Origin of the sequence: Nocardioides lianchengensis (assembly GCF_900101465.1) — a bacterium.
GTDB lineage: Bacteria > Actinomycetota > Actinomycetes > Propionibacteriales > Nocardioidaceae > Nocardioides > Nocardioides lianchengensis.
On record NZ_FMZM01000004.1, the window covers coordinates 229,643 to 243,982 of the forward strand.

Sequence of the window (14,340 nt, forward strand, 5' to 3'; positions counted from 1 at the left end):
CGGGACGGGATCGGTCAGCGCTTCTTGGCGGACTTGACGGTGACCGAGTACTTCACCGGCTTGCTCGCCGAGACGCCGTCGGACGCCTTCAGGGAGAACGAGTCCTTGCCCTTGTAGCCCTTGTCGGCCACGTAGGTCCAGGACGCGCCCTTGCGGACCAGGTCGCCGTGCTTCGGCTTCGCGGCCACGGAGATCGTCAGCGCGTCGCGGTCGGCGTCGGCGCAGGTCAGCTTCACCGCGATCTTGGCCTTCTTGGCCTTGCTGGCCGCCCGAGCCGTGAGCCGGGTGGTGCCGGTGCAGCGCGGCAGCGCGTTGGTCACCTGGACGGCGAAGGCCACGGGGGCCGAGGCCTGGATGCCGTCGGTGGCGGCCAGGGTGAACACGTCGGTGCCGACGTAGCCGGCGGCCGGCTTGTAGGTCGCCGTCCCGCCCTTGACCGTGACGGTGCCGTGCTGGGCCTTCGCGACGACCGAGCGGGTCAGCGCGTCGCCGTCGGCGTCGGTGCAGGAGACCGCGAAGGCGGCGGTCCGGTCGTGGACGGTGCGCAGGGCGCCGCCGGTGCAGGCCGGGCGGGCGTTGGTGACGGTGACGGCCACGGTGGCCGGCGTCGAGACCAGGGCGCCGTCGGTGGCGACCAGCGTGAAGGAGTCGGCGCCGGTGTAGCGCGGGGCCGGGGTGTAGACGGCCTGGCCGGCGACCACGGCGACGGTGCCGTGCGCGGCGCCCGTCGTACCGGTCTGGATCTGGAGGGGGTCGCCGTCGGCGTCGGTGCAGACCAGCGGGACGGCCACGGAGGCGTCGTGCTTGACGGTCAGCGGGGCGACGGTGCCGCAGGTGGGCCGCTCGTTCTCGATGGTGAGGACGGCGGTGGTCACGGGGCTCTCGGCGAGGCCGGTGCGCACGCCCTTGAAGGTGAAGGTGTCGGTGCCGGTCGCGTTGGCGAGCGGGCGGTAGCTCACGGCGCCGGTCGCGGAGTCGACCGAGAAGGACTGCGCCTTGGTCGGCTGCGTGACGACGACGTACTGGTCGACGGCCTCGCCGTCGGTGTCCAGGCAGCTGAGGGTGAAGGTGTTCGCCTGGTCGCGCTGCACGTCGACGTTCGAGGAGGAGCAGACGACGGCGTACGACGGGCTGGCGGCCTGGACCGGCGCGACCGCGGCCACCAGGCCGAGGACGGTCGCGGCGACGGCACCGAAGGCGGTGCGGCGGACGGGGGATGAGGTCATGGGAAGTTGTCTCCTGTGAAGGGGGCGTCCCTCCAGGAGTCGGCCCGGTCCGGGCGGGCCTGAGGACATCGTGTGGATTCGCTCAAGATGCCGCCGACACGACCGATGCCGTTGACATGTCGCAGACCCAGGAGCGTCCGACCACCGGCGCCACCCTCGTCCCGACCGACGTCCCGACCCTGGCCGTCGTCGGCCTCGGGTACGTCGGCCTGCCCACCGCCCTCGCCTACGTCGCCAGCGGCGGCCGGGTCGTCGGGTACGACGTCAGCGAGCCGCGGCGCACCGCGATCGCCCGCAACGACGTCGACCTGCTGCCGCGCGACCTCGACCGGCTGGCCGGGCTGCAGGGCGACGAGCGGCTCGTCGTCACCGGCGACGCCGACCGGCTCGGCGAGGCCGACGCCGTCATCGTCTGCGTGCCGACCCCGGTCGACCACCACCTGACCCCCGACCTGACCGCGCTGCGCGCGGCCTGCCAGGTCGTCGTCGAGCGCGCCCGCCCCGGGCAGCTGCTCGTGCTCACCTCCACGACGTACGTCGGCACCACCCGCGACCTGCTCGACGGCCCGCTGCGGGCCCGCGGCCTGGTCCCCGGCGTCGACGTGCACGTCGCGTTCTCCCCCGAGCGGATCGACCCCGCCAACGTCGACTTCCCCGTCGAGGCCACCCCGCGGGTCGTCGGCGGGCTCACGCCGGCCTGCACCGCGCGGGCGGCGGACGTGCTGCGTCGTACCGCTCCGCTGGTGCACGAGGTCAGCTCCCCGGAGGCCGCCGAGATGACCAAGCTGCACGAGAACACCTTCCGCGCGGTCAACATCGCGTACGCCAACGAGATGGCCGACGTGTGCCAGCGCCTCGGCCTCGACGTCACCGAGGTGATCGGCGCCGCCGCGACCAAGCCGTACGGCTTCATGGCCTTCAACCCGGGCCCCGGCGTCGGCGGCCACTGCATCCCCTGCGACCCGCACTACCTGCTCTGGCAGCTGCGCGCCGACCGCGCCGAGGCCCCGGTCGTCGACGCCGCCATGCGCGCCGTCGCCGCCCGCCCCGGCCGGGTCGTCCAGCGCGCCAAGGACGTGCTCGCCGAGGCCGGCCGTCCGCTCGCCGGCGCGCAGGTCCTGGTCGTCGGCGTCTCCTACAAGCCGGGCGTCGCCGACGTCCGCGAGTCGCCCGCCCTGGAGATCATCGAGCGCCTGCGCCGCGGCGGTGCGGAGGTGTCGTACGCCGACCCGTACGTCGAGCACGTCGCCGTCGACGACGGCGTCCTGTCCAGCACCGGCCAGCCCTGGCGCCGTGCCTGGGACCTCGTCGTCGTGCACACCCTGCACCCGGACGAGGACGTGCACTGGCTCGCCCACGCCGGCCTGGTCCTCGACGCGACCTACAAGCTCCCCGCCAACCTCGGCACCCGCGTCTGACGCCCCACGCTGGTTGAGGTGCGAGGAGCGCTAGCGACGAGCCTCGAAACCCAGTGAGCCGAGAGTCGGCCAGCACCACCGGCTGCCTCTCGGGCTGCGGAGGTTTCGAGGCTCCTCCGCTCCTTCGTCGCTCCGGAGCACCTCAACCAGCGCCGGCGAGATAGGCGAGCTGGGCGCGGACGGACATCTCGGCGGCGAACCAGACCGCCTGGTCGACGTCGGCGTACACGACCTCGACCACGCGGCGCGGGAGCGTCTCGTCCTCGGCGAGCTCGGGGGTGAGCGGCTCGCCGAGCTCGCGCAGCGCGGCCTCGACCTGGCCGAGCCGCTCGCGGCGGTGCACCAGGTAGTGGTCGAGCACCGCGCCGGCGTCGTCGAGCACCGGGCCGTGGGCCGGCCAGATGGCCTCGACCTCGCCCGCGGCGACCAGCGCGCGCATCTTCTCGATCGAGTCGAAGTAGGGGCCGAGCTGGCCGTCGGGGTGGGCGACGACCGTCGTACCGCGGCCGAGGACCATGTCGCCGGACAGCAGCGCCTTCTGCGCGGGCAGCACCAGCGAGATCGAGTCGGCCGTGTGGCCGGGGGTCGTCACGACCCGCAGCCGCAGCCCGTCGACGTCGAGCTCCTCACCGTCGACGACCGGCTCCGCCCCGAGGCAGTACGCCGGGTCGAGGGCCCGGACCGCGCAGCCCTTGGCCTCGGCGAACGCCGCCGCGACCTCGGAGTGGTCGAAGTGATGGTGAGTGACCAGCACCAGCCCGACCTCGCCGGTCTCCTCGACCAGCCGGTCGAGGTGGCCGTTCTCGATCGGACCGGGATCGACCACGACCGCGCGCGCCTGCCCCGCGGACGACGGCTCGCGCAGCACCCAGGTGTTGGTGCCGTCGAGGGTCATCACCCCCGGATTGGGAGCGAGCAGGCAGTCGGCGCGCGGCGGGAACGCACCGCCCGACCAGGGGGTCACGCGCGGCGCTCCGCGACCAGCGGGCGCAGCCGGTCGGGCATCGACAGGGTCCAGCCGTCGGCGAGCGGCTCGACGCGGGGCGTGAACATCTCGACGCTGCGGCCGGCGGCGACCTCGAGGACCGCGGCCGGGCCGTCGTACGTGCCGATCTCGAGGCTGGTGAGGTACGTCGGCGGCATCAGCGCGAGCTCGCCCGCGTCGGCCTGGGCCGCCGCGACCCGCGCGGGGATCCAGGCGACCGACGACGACTCGGTCGACACGTCGCGGGTCCGCTGGCCCTCGGGCAGCAGCGCGACGAAGAACCAGGTGCGGTAGCGCTTGGGCTCGAAGACCGGCGTCAGCCAGGCGTCCCAGACGCCGAGCAGGTCGGTGCGCAGCACCAGCCCGCGGCGGTTGAGGAAGTCGGTCATGGCCAGCTCGCGCGACTCCAGGGCGACCCGGTCGGCCTCCCAGTCGTCGCCGGTCGTGTCGGCGACGACGGCATCCGCGGAGGTCCCGGCGAGCAGGACCCCGGACTCCTCGAAGGTCTCGCGCACCGCCGCGCACACCAGGGCGCGGGCGGTCTCCTCGTCGCAGTGCAGCCGGGCGGCCCACTCCGCGGGCGACGGGCCGGCCCAGCCGACGGTCGCGTCGAAGTCGCGCGGGTCGACGCCGCCGCCCGGGTAGACGCACATGCCCCCGGCGAAGTCCATCGTCACGTGGCGGCGCATGTAGTAGACCTCGGGCCCCTGCGCGGAGGGGCGCATGAGGACGACGGTCGCGGCGTCGCGCGGGTCGACCGGGGTCTTGCGGCCGGCGTCGTACTCCTGGGCGACGGCGACGATCTTCTCCGGCAGCGGAACGGGCGGCAGTGGGATGCGCACCCTCAGACTTCTACCAGGATCTCCACCTCGACGGGGGCGTCCAGCGGCAGGGCCGGGACCCCGACCGCGGACCGGGCGTGGATGCCGGCGTCGCCGAAGACCTTGCCGAGCAGCTCGGAGGCGCCGTTGGCCACGCCGGGCTGGCCGGTGAAGTCGGGGGTCGAGGCGACGAACGCGACGACCTTGACGACCCGCTTCACCTCCGACAGTTCGCCGACGATGCTCTTGACGGCGGCGATGGCGTTGAGGGCGCACTGCTGAGCGCACTCGTAGGCCTCCTCGGCCGTGACCTCGCCCCCGACCTTGCCGACCGCCATCAGCTCGCCCGAGCGCATCGGCAGCTGGCCGGAGGTGAAGACCTGGTGGCCCGAGCGGACGGCGGGGACGTACGCCGCCACCGGCTTCGGCACCTCCGGGATGCTCAGGCCCAGCTCGGCCAGGCGCTCCTCCGGGGTGGCCATCTCAGCCCGCCAGCGGGCGCTTGAAGTAGCCCACCAGGTTCTCGGGGTTCATGCCCGGCGCGATCTGGACGAGCTCCCACCCGTCGGCGCCGAAGTTGTCGAGGATCTGCTTGGCCGCGTGCGTGAGGATCGGCGCGGTGAGGTACTCCCACTTGGTCATGGCGCCGACCCTACTCGCGGATCATCCCGTGGGCTGACGCGCTCGCGGGTCCTCGCGTCTACGGTGGCTCGCGTGGACCGGCAGCCCTGGCGACTCGACCCGCGCTGGCACCGCTGGTTCGACCTCCTCCTCGTCGGCGGGCTGCTGCTGCCGGTGCCGCTGCTGGGCGTCGCCGTCGGTCCGGCCGAGGCCGGGCTCTCGCTGCTGCAGATCGCCCCGCTGGCCCTGCGCCGGAGCCGGCCGGTCGCGGTCTTCACGACCGTCGCAGCGGCGAGCGTGCTGCAGGCGGTCCTGATCGACCAGCCGGTGTGGGGGCAGGTCGCGTTCCCCGTCGCCGTCTACTCGGTCGCCCGCTTCTCGCGCGCCGCGCCCGCCGCGGCGGCCCTGGTCGTCGGGTTCTGCGGCGCGGTGGTGGCGTCGTACGACTGGCTGAACGAGTTCGACACCACCGGCTGGCAGGCGCTGGTCTCCTACGTCTTCTTCGTCGCCGCGATCGTCGCGACGGCCTGGGCGCTGGGCACCCTCGGCCGCACCCGGGCGGCGTACGTCGCCACCCTGGTCGAGCGCGGCGAGCAGATCCGGCGCGAGGCCGAGCAGCAGGTCGAGCTGGCGGCCGGCGAGGAGCGCGCGCGGATCGCCCGCGAGATGCACGACGTGGTCGCGCACGGACTGTCGGTGATCGTCGTCCAGGCCGACGGAGCGCGCTACGCCGCCGAGCACGACCCCACGATCGCGACCCGCACCCTGGAGACGATCTCCGCGACGGGTCGCGAGTCGCTCACCGAGATGCGCCGGATGCTCGGCCTGCTCCGTGCCGGCGACACCGGGACCCGGCCGCAGCCGCGACTCGACGACGTCGCGGTGCTGGTCGCCGAGGCGCAGACCGCCGGCGAGCAGGTCGAGGCCACGCTGCCCGAGCCGGCCGTCGCCGCCACCGTGCCGGCCGGGGTCGCGCTGACGGCGTACCGGGTCGTCCAGGAGGCGCTGACCAACATCCGCAAGCACGCGGGGCCGGGCGTCCGAGCCCGCATCGTCGTCACGGTCGGCCGGGAGCTGGAGGTGCTCGTGGAGGACGACGGGCGCGGGGCGGCCAGCGACGACGACGGCCGCGGGCTGGGTCTGGTCGGCATGCGGGAGCGGGTCGACGTCCACGACGGGTCGCTGACCGCCGGGCCCCGGCCGGGCGGCGGCTACCGGGTGTCGGCGAGGCTGCCCCTGTGACGAGACCTGTGAGCGATCCGATCCGCGTCTTCCTCGTCGACGACCAGCAGATGGTCCGCGCCGGGTTCACGATGCTCGTCGACAGCCAGCCCGACCTGCAGGTCGTCGGCGAGGCCGGCGACGGCGCCGAGGCCCTCGAGCAGCTCAGGGTCACCCGGGCCGACGTGGTGCTGATGGACGTCCGGATGCCCCGCATGGACGGCGTCGAGGCCACCCGCCTGCTGGTCGCCCGCCCGGACGCGCCGCGGGTGATCGTGCTGACCACCTTCGACCTCGACGAGTACGCCTTCGCCGCCATCAAGGCCGGCGCCGCCGCGTTCCTGCTGAAGGACGCCGCCCCGCCCGACCTGCTCAACGCCATCCGCTCGGTGCACGCCGGCGACGCCGTCGTCGCCCCCAGCACCACCCGGCGGCTGCTGGAGCACTTCGCCGCGGCCCTCCCCGACGCCCCGTCGGCCGCCCCCACCGGCCCCGACCCGCGGCTCGCCGTACTCACGGACAGGGAGCGGGAGGTGCTGGTCCTGGTCGGCCGCGGACTCTCCAACACCGAGCTCGCCGCCCACCTGGTCGTCGCCGAGGCCACGGTCAAGACGCACGTGTCCCGACTGCTCGCCAAGACCAGCTCGCGGGACCGGGTCCAGCTGGTGGTGCTCGCCTACGAGGCGGGGCTGGTCGGATAGCAGGGCGCTCTGTGGGGGCGAACGGCGGCGACGAGCCCCGCTGAGCCCCTGGTTGGAGCTGTTCGCCCCCGTGGGCCGCCCTCGCCGTCATCCCCCAGTCGTACGACGGGACCAACCCGCAGCCTGACGACCCGGGGCCCCGATCCGCGAAGACTCGTGGCCATGACGCAGACCATGCCGGAGACCACCTCCACCACTGCCGCGAGCGCTCGCGGCCTGACCCGCACCTACGGCCGCGGAGACGCGCAGGTGCACGCCCTGCGCGGGGTCGACCTGGACCTGCCCGCGGGCCGGTTCACGGCGATCATGGGCCCGTCGGGGTCGGGCAAGTCGACGCTGATGCACTGCCTGGCCGGCCTCGACCAGCCCACCGGCGGCAGCGTGACGGTCGCCGACCGGCGCCTGGAGGCGATGAGCGACGACCAGCTGACCCTCTTCCGCCGCGAGCACCTCGGCTTCGTCTTCCAGTCCTTCAACCTGCTGCCGATGCTGACCGCCGGCCAGAACATCCTGCTGCCCCTGGAGCTCGCCGGCCGCCCGGCCGACCGCGAGCGCTACGACCTGCTCACCGACACCCTCGGCATCGCCGACCGGCTCGGGCACCGGCCCAGCGAGCTCTCGGGCGGCCAGCAGCAGCGGGTGGCCATTGCCCGCGCGCTCATCGCCCGCCCGGCGATCGTGTTCGCCGACGAGCCGACCGGCAACCTCGACAGCGAGTCGTCCGCGGAGGTGCTCGGCTTCCTGCGCCGCTCGGTGCGCGAGCTGGGCCAGACGGTGGTGATGGTGACCCACGAGCTGGACGCCGCGGCGTACGCCGACGACGTGGTCGTCATCGCCGACGGCGCGGTCCGCGCCCATCTCGTCGACCCGACCGCCGACCAGCTGGTCGCCACCCTGCGGGGCGAGCGATGAGGACCGTGCTGCTCGCCTCGCTGCGCACCCACGCCCGGCGGTACGTCGCCGCCGCGGTCGCGGTGGTCATCGGCGTCTCGTTCGTCGTCGTCACCAGCGCGCTCTCCGCGGCCACCAAGGACGGCCTGGTGGCCGGGGTCGGCCTGCCCTACGCGGACGCCGACTCCGTCGTCTCGGCCATCGGCACCGACGACGCCGCGACCGTCGTACGACGGGCCGCGGCGGCCGGGGACAGCGCGGCCGTGCTCGGCTACGTCCCGCTGCCCGTCAGCTCCGGCGGGAAGGTCGCCGACCAGGACGCCGACATCGCGCCGATCGCCGACGACCCGGCGCTGCGCTGGCAGGAGCTCCGCGCGGGCACCTGGCCCAGCGGACCCGGCGAGGCCGTCGTCGACGTCAACGCGGCCAAGACCAACGGCCTCGACGTCGGCGACACCATCCGGGTCGGCGCGGGCAGCCGCGCCCTCGAGGCGAGGGTGGTCGGCACCGTCGACAGCCCGTCGGCGTCCGCGGGAGGGTCGGTCTACCTCTTCTGGTCCGACCTCGAGCGCTGGTCGTCCTCGTTCTACGTCGACAGCGTCGCCTACCTCGGCGCCGGCGCGGAGCAGGCCGCGGCCGGCACCGGCGCGACGGTCCAGCCCGCCGCCGAGTTCGTGCAGGAGCGCCAGGCCGAGCTGACCCGCGAGGTCGACGTGATCGCGATCCTGCTGCTGGTCTTCGCGGCGATCGCGCTCTTCGTCTCCGTGCTGGTCATCGCCAACACCTTCACGATCCTCTTCGCCCAGCGCACCCGCGACCTGGCCCTGCTGCGCTGCGTCGGCACCACCCGGCGCCAGCTGCTGCGGGCCATGCGGGTCGAGGCGCTGGTCCTCGGCGTCGCCGCGTCGGGCCTCGGGCTGGTCGTCGGCACCGTCCTCGGCTGGGCCCTGGTCGCGATCGCCCGCTCCCAGATGCCGACGGGGACGATGGGCAGCGCCGCGGTCTCGCCGGCCTGGTACGCCGGCTCGTTCGCGGTCGGTCTCCTGGTCACGGTGGTGGCCGCCTGGCTGCCGACCCGCAAGGTCGTGCGGGTCAGCCCGCTCGCCGCGCTGCGCCCGGACAGCGGCGTCGACGTCCGTAGCACCGCCGGCCGGGTCCGCACCGCGTCCGGGGTCCTGGCGCTGGTCCTCGGCGCCGGCCTGCTCGTCGTCGCGATGTCGTCCAACTCCGTCCCGGCGATGCTCGCCGGCGGCATGGTCTCCTTCACCGGCGTGCTGGTGCTCGGCCCGCTCGTGGTCCCGGCGCTGGTTCGGGCCGCCGGTTCACCGGTCCGCGGGACCACGGCCCGGCTCGCGACCGGCAACGCCGTGCGCAACCCCCGTCGTACGGCGGCGACGACGGCCTCGCTGCTGATCGGCGTCACCCTCACCACCGCGGTGCTCACCGGGCTGGCCAGCTCGCGGACCGCGGTCGCCGGCGACCTCGACGCCGACCACCCGGTCGACCTGGCGATCACCTCCGCGACGGGTCCGCTGCCCGCGAGCCTGCTCGGCGACGTCCAGTCCACGGCCGGGGTGAGCGAGGCGGTCGCCCTGGACGGCATCGACGCGGAGGCGGCCGGTCTGGGCACCCTCCCCGTGATCGCCCCCGACGGCGTCGACGGCGTGGTCCGCGACACCGGCCTGGTCGTCCCCGAGCCCGGGACCATCGTGGTCCCCTGGGACCTGCTGCCCGACGGCAACGTGCCCGAGCGACTGGCCGTGACCGTCGACGGCCGGACCGAGCGGCTCCTGGTGTCGGTCTCCGAGGGCTGGGGCGAGGCCGCGCTGGTCGCACCCGAGACCCTCGCCCGGCTCACGGCGGACCCGCTGCCGCGCGCCGTGTGGGTGCGGGCCGACGACGCCGCGGACGCCGAGGACCTCGCCGGCGACCTCGGCGCCCTGGCCACCAACGCCGGGGTGGACCTCACCGACGGGTACGCCGAGCGCCACTGGGTGGAGCTGCAGCTCGACATCCTCACCGGCGCGGTCGCCGCGCTGCTCGGCATCGCGGTCGTGATCGCCCTGATCGGCATCGGCAACACCCTCGGCCTGTCCGTGCTGGAGCGCGCTCGCGAGAACGCGCTGCTGCGCGCGCTCGGGCTGACCCGGCGCCAGCTGCGACGGATGCTGGCCGCGGAGGCGGTCCTGCTGTCCGTGGTCGCCACCGTGCTCGGCACGCTCATCGGCGTGCTCTTCGCCTGGGTCGCGGTGCGCACGATGGTCGACGTCGCGGTCGAGGACGTCTCGATGGTGCTGCCGTGGGGCCAGCTCGCGGTCGTCGTGCTGGTCTCCGGCGTGGCCGGGCTGCTGGCCGGGGTGCTGCCCGCGCGCCGGGCCGCCCGGATCGTGCCCGCGGCGGGGCTGGCCCTGGACTAGGACGAGGGCTTGGCCTTCTGCGGGTAGAACGTCTCGTGCCGGGCCAGCATCTCGACGAACTCGCGGATCTTCCGCTCCCGGGTCTCGGCCCGCTTGACGGCGCCGAGCCGGTGGATCAGCGCGAAGCGGTTGGCGCTGGTCAGCACGTCGAGCATCGCCTGGGCCTCGGGGTTCGCCGCGACCGCCGCCAGCAGGTCCTCGGGGACCACGGCGGTCGACGGCGGGGCGTACGCCGCCGCCCACCGCCCATCGGCCTGGGCCGCCTCGACAGCAGCCCGGCCGGCGGGCGCCATTCGGCCCTCGGCCTCCAACCGGGCGATCAGGCCGACGTTGACCTGGGACCAGCGGCTGCGGGCGGTGCGTGGCGTCATCCGCTGGTACGACGTGGCCGCGTCGCGGCTGCGGGCCTGCCCGTCGATCCAGCCGAAGCAGAGCGCCTCGTCGAGCGCGTCCGCCCGGGTCAGGGCGGTGGTGTCGCCGCCCTTCTTGGTCAGCACCAGCCACACGCCCGGCACGTCGGCGTGGTGCTCCTCCAGCCAGGCCCGCCACGCGGCGGCGTCGGGGACGAGCAGCTCTTCGAGATCAGTCACGTCGTACGGCATACCGCACCTGGGTGGCGCAGGTCGAGGGTGGACCCGTCGGCTCAGACGTACGGCGAGATCGTCTCCCGGATCTCGTTGACCGCCAAGGCGAGGAACAGCAGCGCGCAGAGCACCATGAACCCGTTGGAGAGCCAGCCGTTGCGCCACTCGTCGGGCACCTCGGAGTGCGGCAGCGCGCCGTCGCGCCGCTTGTTCAGCAGCACCAGCAGGGTGATCGCGAGGAACGGCATGAACAGCGCGCCGAGGGTGCCGTAGGCCAGGATCAGCCCGACCGGCTCGTCGAGCAGCAGGAGCAGCATCGGCGGGAAGGTCAGCCAGAGCATGTAGGCGCGGAAGTAGCGGCCGCCGGTGCGGGTGTCGGGGTGGCCCGACGGCAGGTCGCGCAGGTTGCCGACGTAGTCGGCGAACATCAGGCTGACGCCGCTCCAGACGCCGATGAGCGATGAGAACGACGAGGCGAAGAAGCCGATGAGGAACACCTTGCCGAAGACCGTGCCGTACCGGTCCTCGAGGATGTCGGACAGCTGCACCAGCGCCTGGTCCCCGGTCTGCGCGGCGATGCCGGCCGAGTAGTAGAGCTCGGCGCCCAGGATCAGCATCGAGACGACGAAGACGCCGGTGACGGCGTACGCGACGCCGTTGTCGATCCGCATCACCCTCATGAACCTCGGCGTGGCCCAGCCCTTCTCGCGCAGCCAGTAGCCGTAGGCCGCGAGGGTGATGGTGCCGCCCACGCCGCCGGCGATCGCGAGCACGTTGACCACCGAGTCGTCGGGGAAGACCGGGCGCAGGCCGAGCACGATCTCACCGAGGTTCGGCGTGGCCAGCAGGGCCGCGCCGACGACCGTGACGAACATGATCCCGACCAGCGCGGCCATCACCTTCTCGAACGCGGCGTACGACCCGAGCCACACCAGGGCCAGACCGACCAGCCCGATCGCCATCGCGGTCCAGCGCAGCGAGAGGTCGGGGAACAGCGCGACCAGCGGCAGCGCCGACGACGACATCGCGGTGGCGCCGTACACGAGGCCCCAGACGACGATGTACGGCGCGAAGTACCAGGTCGTCCAGCGACCCAGGCTGCGCCAGCCCTCGAAGATGGTGCGGCCGGTGGCCAGCGAGTAGCGGCCCGCCCCCTCGACGAGCACCACCTTGATCACGGCGCCGAGGACGGCGACCCACAGCAGCGTGTAGCCGAACTTCGCGCCGGCGACGAGGGTCGCGACCAGGTCGGCAGCGCCGACGCCGGTCGCCGCGACCACCAAGCCGGGCCCCACCACCTTCCAGCGCGGCGGGCGGGCGTCGGTCTGCTGGCCGGTGTCCGTCATCCGGGGATGGTGCCCACTCCGCTCAGTCGGTGAACGCGCAGAACTCGTTGCCCTCCGGGTCGGCCAGGATCGTCCACGAGATGTCCGCGTCCGGCCGTCGTACGACGCTCGCGCCGGCGGCGACGAGCGCGTCGACCGACGGGGTGTCGACGTCCCAGTGGATCCGGTTCTTGACCGTCTTGGCCTCCGGGACCGCGACGAACACCAGCCCCTCGAACGGGGCGCCGTCGATGTCCTCGACCGTCCACCACGGGCCCTCGTCGTCGGCATCGGACACCACCCGGGCGCCGAGGACGTCGGCCCACCACGTGGCCATCCGCTCCGGGTCGGCGCTGTCGACGCCGATCTCGTAGAGCCGGTCGTCGGGCAGCCGGTCGCGCTCGAAGACGCAGAGCTCGCCGCCCTCGGGATCGCGCAGCACCTGCCAGCGGAAGCGGTCGACGACGTACGGCGTCGCGCCCAGCGCGAGCACGTCGTCGACCGACGCGACGTGCAGGTCCAGGTGGACCCGCTGCTTGACGGTCACCGGCTCCGGGACCGGGTTGACCCACACGGTGTGGTGCCGGGTGCGGCCGGTGAGCTGCACCAGACCGTCCCCGCGCTCGGCGTATTCGAGGTCGAGCGCGCCGGCCCAGAACCGGCCCATCCGGGCCGGGTCGACCGCGTCGACGCAGAGGTCCTTGAACGTGGCGAGGGGGCTCACCCGCCCCATCCTCTCCGAATCCGGTTGACCTCAACCCGACTTCAAGTCCTAGCGTTCCCCGGGTGACCGTCACCGCCCCACCGCGCCCCCGGCTGCTCTCCCCGTCGTACGCCGCGACGACGGCGGGGATGTTCGCGCTCTGCGCGCTGGTGGCGTTCGAGGCGACCGCCGTGACGACGGTGATGCCGGGCGTGGCCGACCGGCTGGACGGGGTCGGGCTCTACGCGCTGTCTTTCGCTGCGCCGCTGGCCAGCGGCGTGGTCGGGATGGTGGCGGCGGGCGGCTGGAGCGACCGGCGCGGGCCGATGCTGCCGCTGGCCGTCGCGCTGGTGCTCTTCTCGCTCGGGCTCGTCGTCTGCGGCTCCGCACCGTCGATGGAGGTGCTGGTCGCGGGCCGGGTTCTCCAGGGCCTGGGCGGCGGAGCGCTGACCGTGTGCCTCTACGTCTCGGTGGGCCTGGTCTTCCCCGCCGTGCTGCAGCCGTCGGTGTTCGCGTCGTTCGCCGCGGCGTGGGTGCTGCCGTCGCTCTTCGGCCCCGCTCTCGCGGCGTTCGTCGCCGACACGGTCGGCTGGCGGTGGGTGTTCCTGGGCGTGGTCGTGCTCGTCGCCCTGGCCGCCGCGCTGGTCCTGCCCGCGCTGCGCCGCGTCGTCGTCGCGCCCACCGCCGCCCCGTTCCCGGTGCGCCGCCTGCAGTGGGCGGTGACCGCCGCGGTCGCCGTCCTGGTCCTCGAGATGCTCGGATCCCGGCGCGGCCCGCTGCTCCTGCTGGCCGGCGTCGCCCTGGTGGTCGTCGGGATCGCCCTGCGGCGGCTGCTCCCCGCGGGTGCGCTGAGCGGGGCCCGCGGGCTCCCGGCCGTGATCGCCACCCGCGGCCTGCTCAGCGCCGCGTTCTTCTGCGGCGAGGCCTACATCGTCTTCGTGCTGCAGGAGAGCTGGGGGCTGAGCGCCGGCCGGGCCGGTCTCGCGCTGACCATCGTCGGGGTGGTGTGGGCGGCGTCCAGCCAGCTCCAGGGCCGGCTCGGCGACCGGGTCGCCGACACGACCGCGATGGGGGCGGGCACCCTGCTCGTCCTAGTCGGGACCGCCGCCCTCGCCCTGGTCGTCGCGACGCACCTGCACCCGGCGCTCGCGGTGGCGTCGTACGTCGTGGCCGGGGCGGGGATGGGCTTCGGCTACCCGCGCACCGGCGTGGCGATGCTGGCCGCCTCCTCCGACGCCGACCGCGGCTTCAACTCCTCGGCCCTGTCGATCGCCGACTCGCTCGGCGGCGCGTTCGCGCTGTCGGCGTCCGGGATCGTCTACGCCACCGCCGAGCGCTCCGGTGCCGACCCGTTCCTGCCGGTGTTCGTCCTCGCCGCCGCCCTGGCCGTGCTCGGCGTGCTGGCCGCGACCCGGACCCGGACCTGA

The 14,340-nt window shown here is 74.1% G+C and carries 14 protein-coding genes; 6 read left to right on the forward strand and 8 right to left on the reverse strand.

The features are described from left to right. Positions 1-14 precede the first annotated feature (14 nt). A complete protein-coding gene (locus tag BLT76_RS09050) occupies positions 15-1,226 on the reverse strand; it encodes an Ig-like domain-containing protein (RefSeq protein WP_170866984.1) in 1,212 nt (403 codons plus the stop codon). 116 nt (positions 1,227-1,342) lie between these two features. Here BLT76_RS09050 and BLT76_RS09055 point away from each other — a divergent pair, with 116 nt between their 5' ends. Continuing rightward, on the forward strand, positions 1,343-2,644 hold the full coding sequence (locus tag BLT76_RS09055; RefSeq protein WP_090854073.1) for a nucleotide sugar dehydrogenase: 1,302 nt from the start codon (positions 1,343-1,345) through the stop codon (positions 2,642-2,644). A gap of 142 nt (positions 2,645-2,786) precedes the next feature. Here BLT76_RS09055 and BLT76_RS09060 read toward each other — a convergent pair whose 3' ends face one another. From BLT76_RS09060 to sp36, 4 genes are read right to left on the reverse strand one after another with little or no spacing between them, the layout of a single operon-like run. Further along, the gene (locus BLT76_RS09060) at positions 2,787-3,608 is read right to left on the reverse strand and encodes an MBL fold metallo-hydrolase (RefSeq protein ID WP_244509332.1); all 822 of its coding nucleotides are present in this window, start codon (positions 3,606-3,608) and stop codon (positions 2,787-2,789) included. Beyond that, entirely contained in the window at positions 3,605-4,471 is an 867-nt protein-coding gene (locus tag BLT76_RS09065; protein ID WP_090854077.1) for an NUDIX hydrolase, read from the reverse strand. Before BLT76_RS09065 ends, BLT76_RS09060 begins: the two co-directional genes overlap by 4 nt. 2 nt (positions 4,472-4,473) lie before the next feature. Then, on the reverse strand, positions 4,474-4,932 hold the full coding sequence (locus BLT76_RS09070; protein ID WP_090854079.1) for a RidA family protein: 459 nt from the start codon (positions 4,930-4,932) through the stop codon (positions 4,474-4,476). A gap of 1 nt (position 4,933) precedes the next feature. Further along, a complete protein-coding gene (sp36, locus tag BLT76_RS09075) occupies positions 4,934-5,092 on the reverse strand; it encodes a Sp36 family protein (RefSeq protein WP_090854082.1) in 159 nt (52 codons plus the stop codon). Positions 5,093-5,164: 72 nt separating this feature from the next. On the opposite strand from sp36, the gene BLT76_RS09080 reads away from it, so the two are divergent. The 4 genes from BLT76_RS09080 to BLT76_RS09095 all read left to right on the forward strand — a co-directional run bounded on the left by BLT76_RS09080 (position 5,165) and on the right by BLT76_RS09095 (position 10,301). Next, positions 5,165-6,313, forward strand: a complete 1,149-nt coding sequence (locus BLT76_RS09080) for a sensor histidine kinase (protein WP_090854085.1) — start codon at positions 5,165-5,167, stop codon at positions 6,311-6,313. 8 nt (positions 6,314-6,321) lie between these two features. Beyond that, positions 6,322-6,993 carry a response regulator gene (locus BLT76_RS09085; protein ID WP_090854088.1) on the forward strand — a complete coding sequence of 224 codons (672 nt, stop codon included), beginning with the start codon at positions 6,322-6,324 and terminating at the stop codon, positions 6,991-6,993. Positions 6,994-7,155: 162 nt separating this feature from the next. Further along, the gene (locus BLT76_RS09090; protein ID WP_090854091.1) at positions 7,156-7,905 is read left to right on the forward strand and encodes an ABC transporter ATP-binding protein; all 750 of its coding nucleotides are present in this window, start codon (positions 7,156-7,158) and stop codon (positions 7,903-7,905) included. Further along, positions 7,902-10,301, forward strand: a complete 2,400-nt coding sequence (locus BLT76_RS09095; protein WP_090854094.1) for an ABC transporter permease — start codon at positions 7,902-7,904, stop codon at positions 10,299-10,301. The genes BLT76_RS09090 and BLT76_RS09095 overlap by 4 nt, the downstream gene beginning before the upstream one ends. On the opposite strand, the gene BLT76_RS09100 is transcribed toward BLT76_RS09095, so the two are convergent. From BLT76_RS09100 to BLT76_RS09110, 3 genes are read right to left on the reverse strand one after another with little or no spacing between them, the layout of a single operon-like run. Then, positions 10,298-10,891: a YdeI/OmpD-associated family protein gene (locus BLT76_RS09100; RefSeq protein ID WP_244509333.1), complete on the reverse strand. Its 594-nt coding sequence runs from the start codon at positions 10,889-10,891 to the stop codon at positions 10,298-10,300. The two genes, BLT76_RS09095 and BLT76_RS09100, sit on opposite strands and share 4 nt — an antisense overlap. A gap of 53 nt (positions 10,892-10,944) precedes the next feature. Continuing rightward, on the reverse strand, positions 10,945-12,231 hold the full coding sequence (locus BLT76_RS09105) for an Nramp family divalent metal transporter (protein ID WP_090854100.1): 1,287 nt from the start codon (positions 12,229-12,231) through the stop codon (positions 10,945-10,947). A 22-nt stretch (positions 12,232-12,253) separates the two neighbouring features. Then, on the reverse strand, positions 12,254-12,934 hold the full coding sequence (locus tag BLT76_RS09110; RefSeq protein WP_244509334.1) for a VOC family protein: 681 nt from the start codon (positions 12,932-12,934) through the stop codon (positions 12,254-12,256). A gap of 62 nt (positions 12,935-12,996) precedes the next feature. Here BLT76_RS09110 and BLT76_RS09115 point away from each other — a divergent pair, with 62 nt between their 5' ends. Next, positions 12,997-14,340, forward strand: a complete 1,344-nt coding sequence (locus BLT76_RS09115) for an MFS transporter (RefSeq protein WP_211752823.1) — start codon at positions 12,997-12,999, stop codon at positions 14,338-14,340.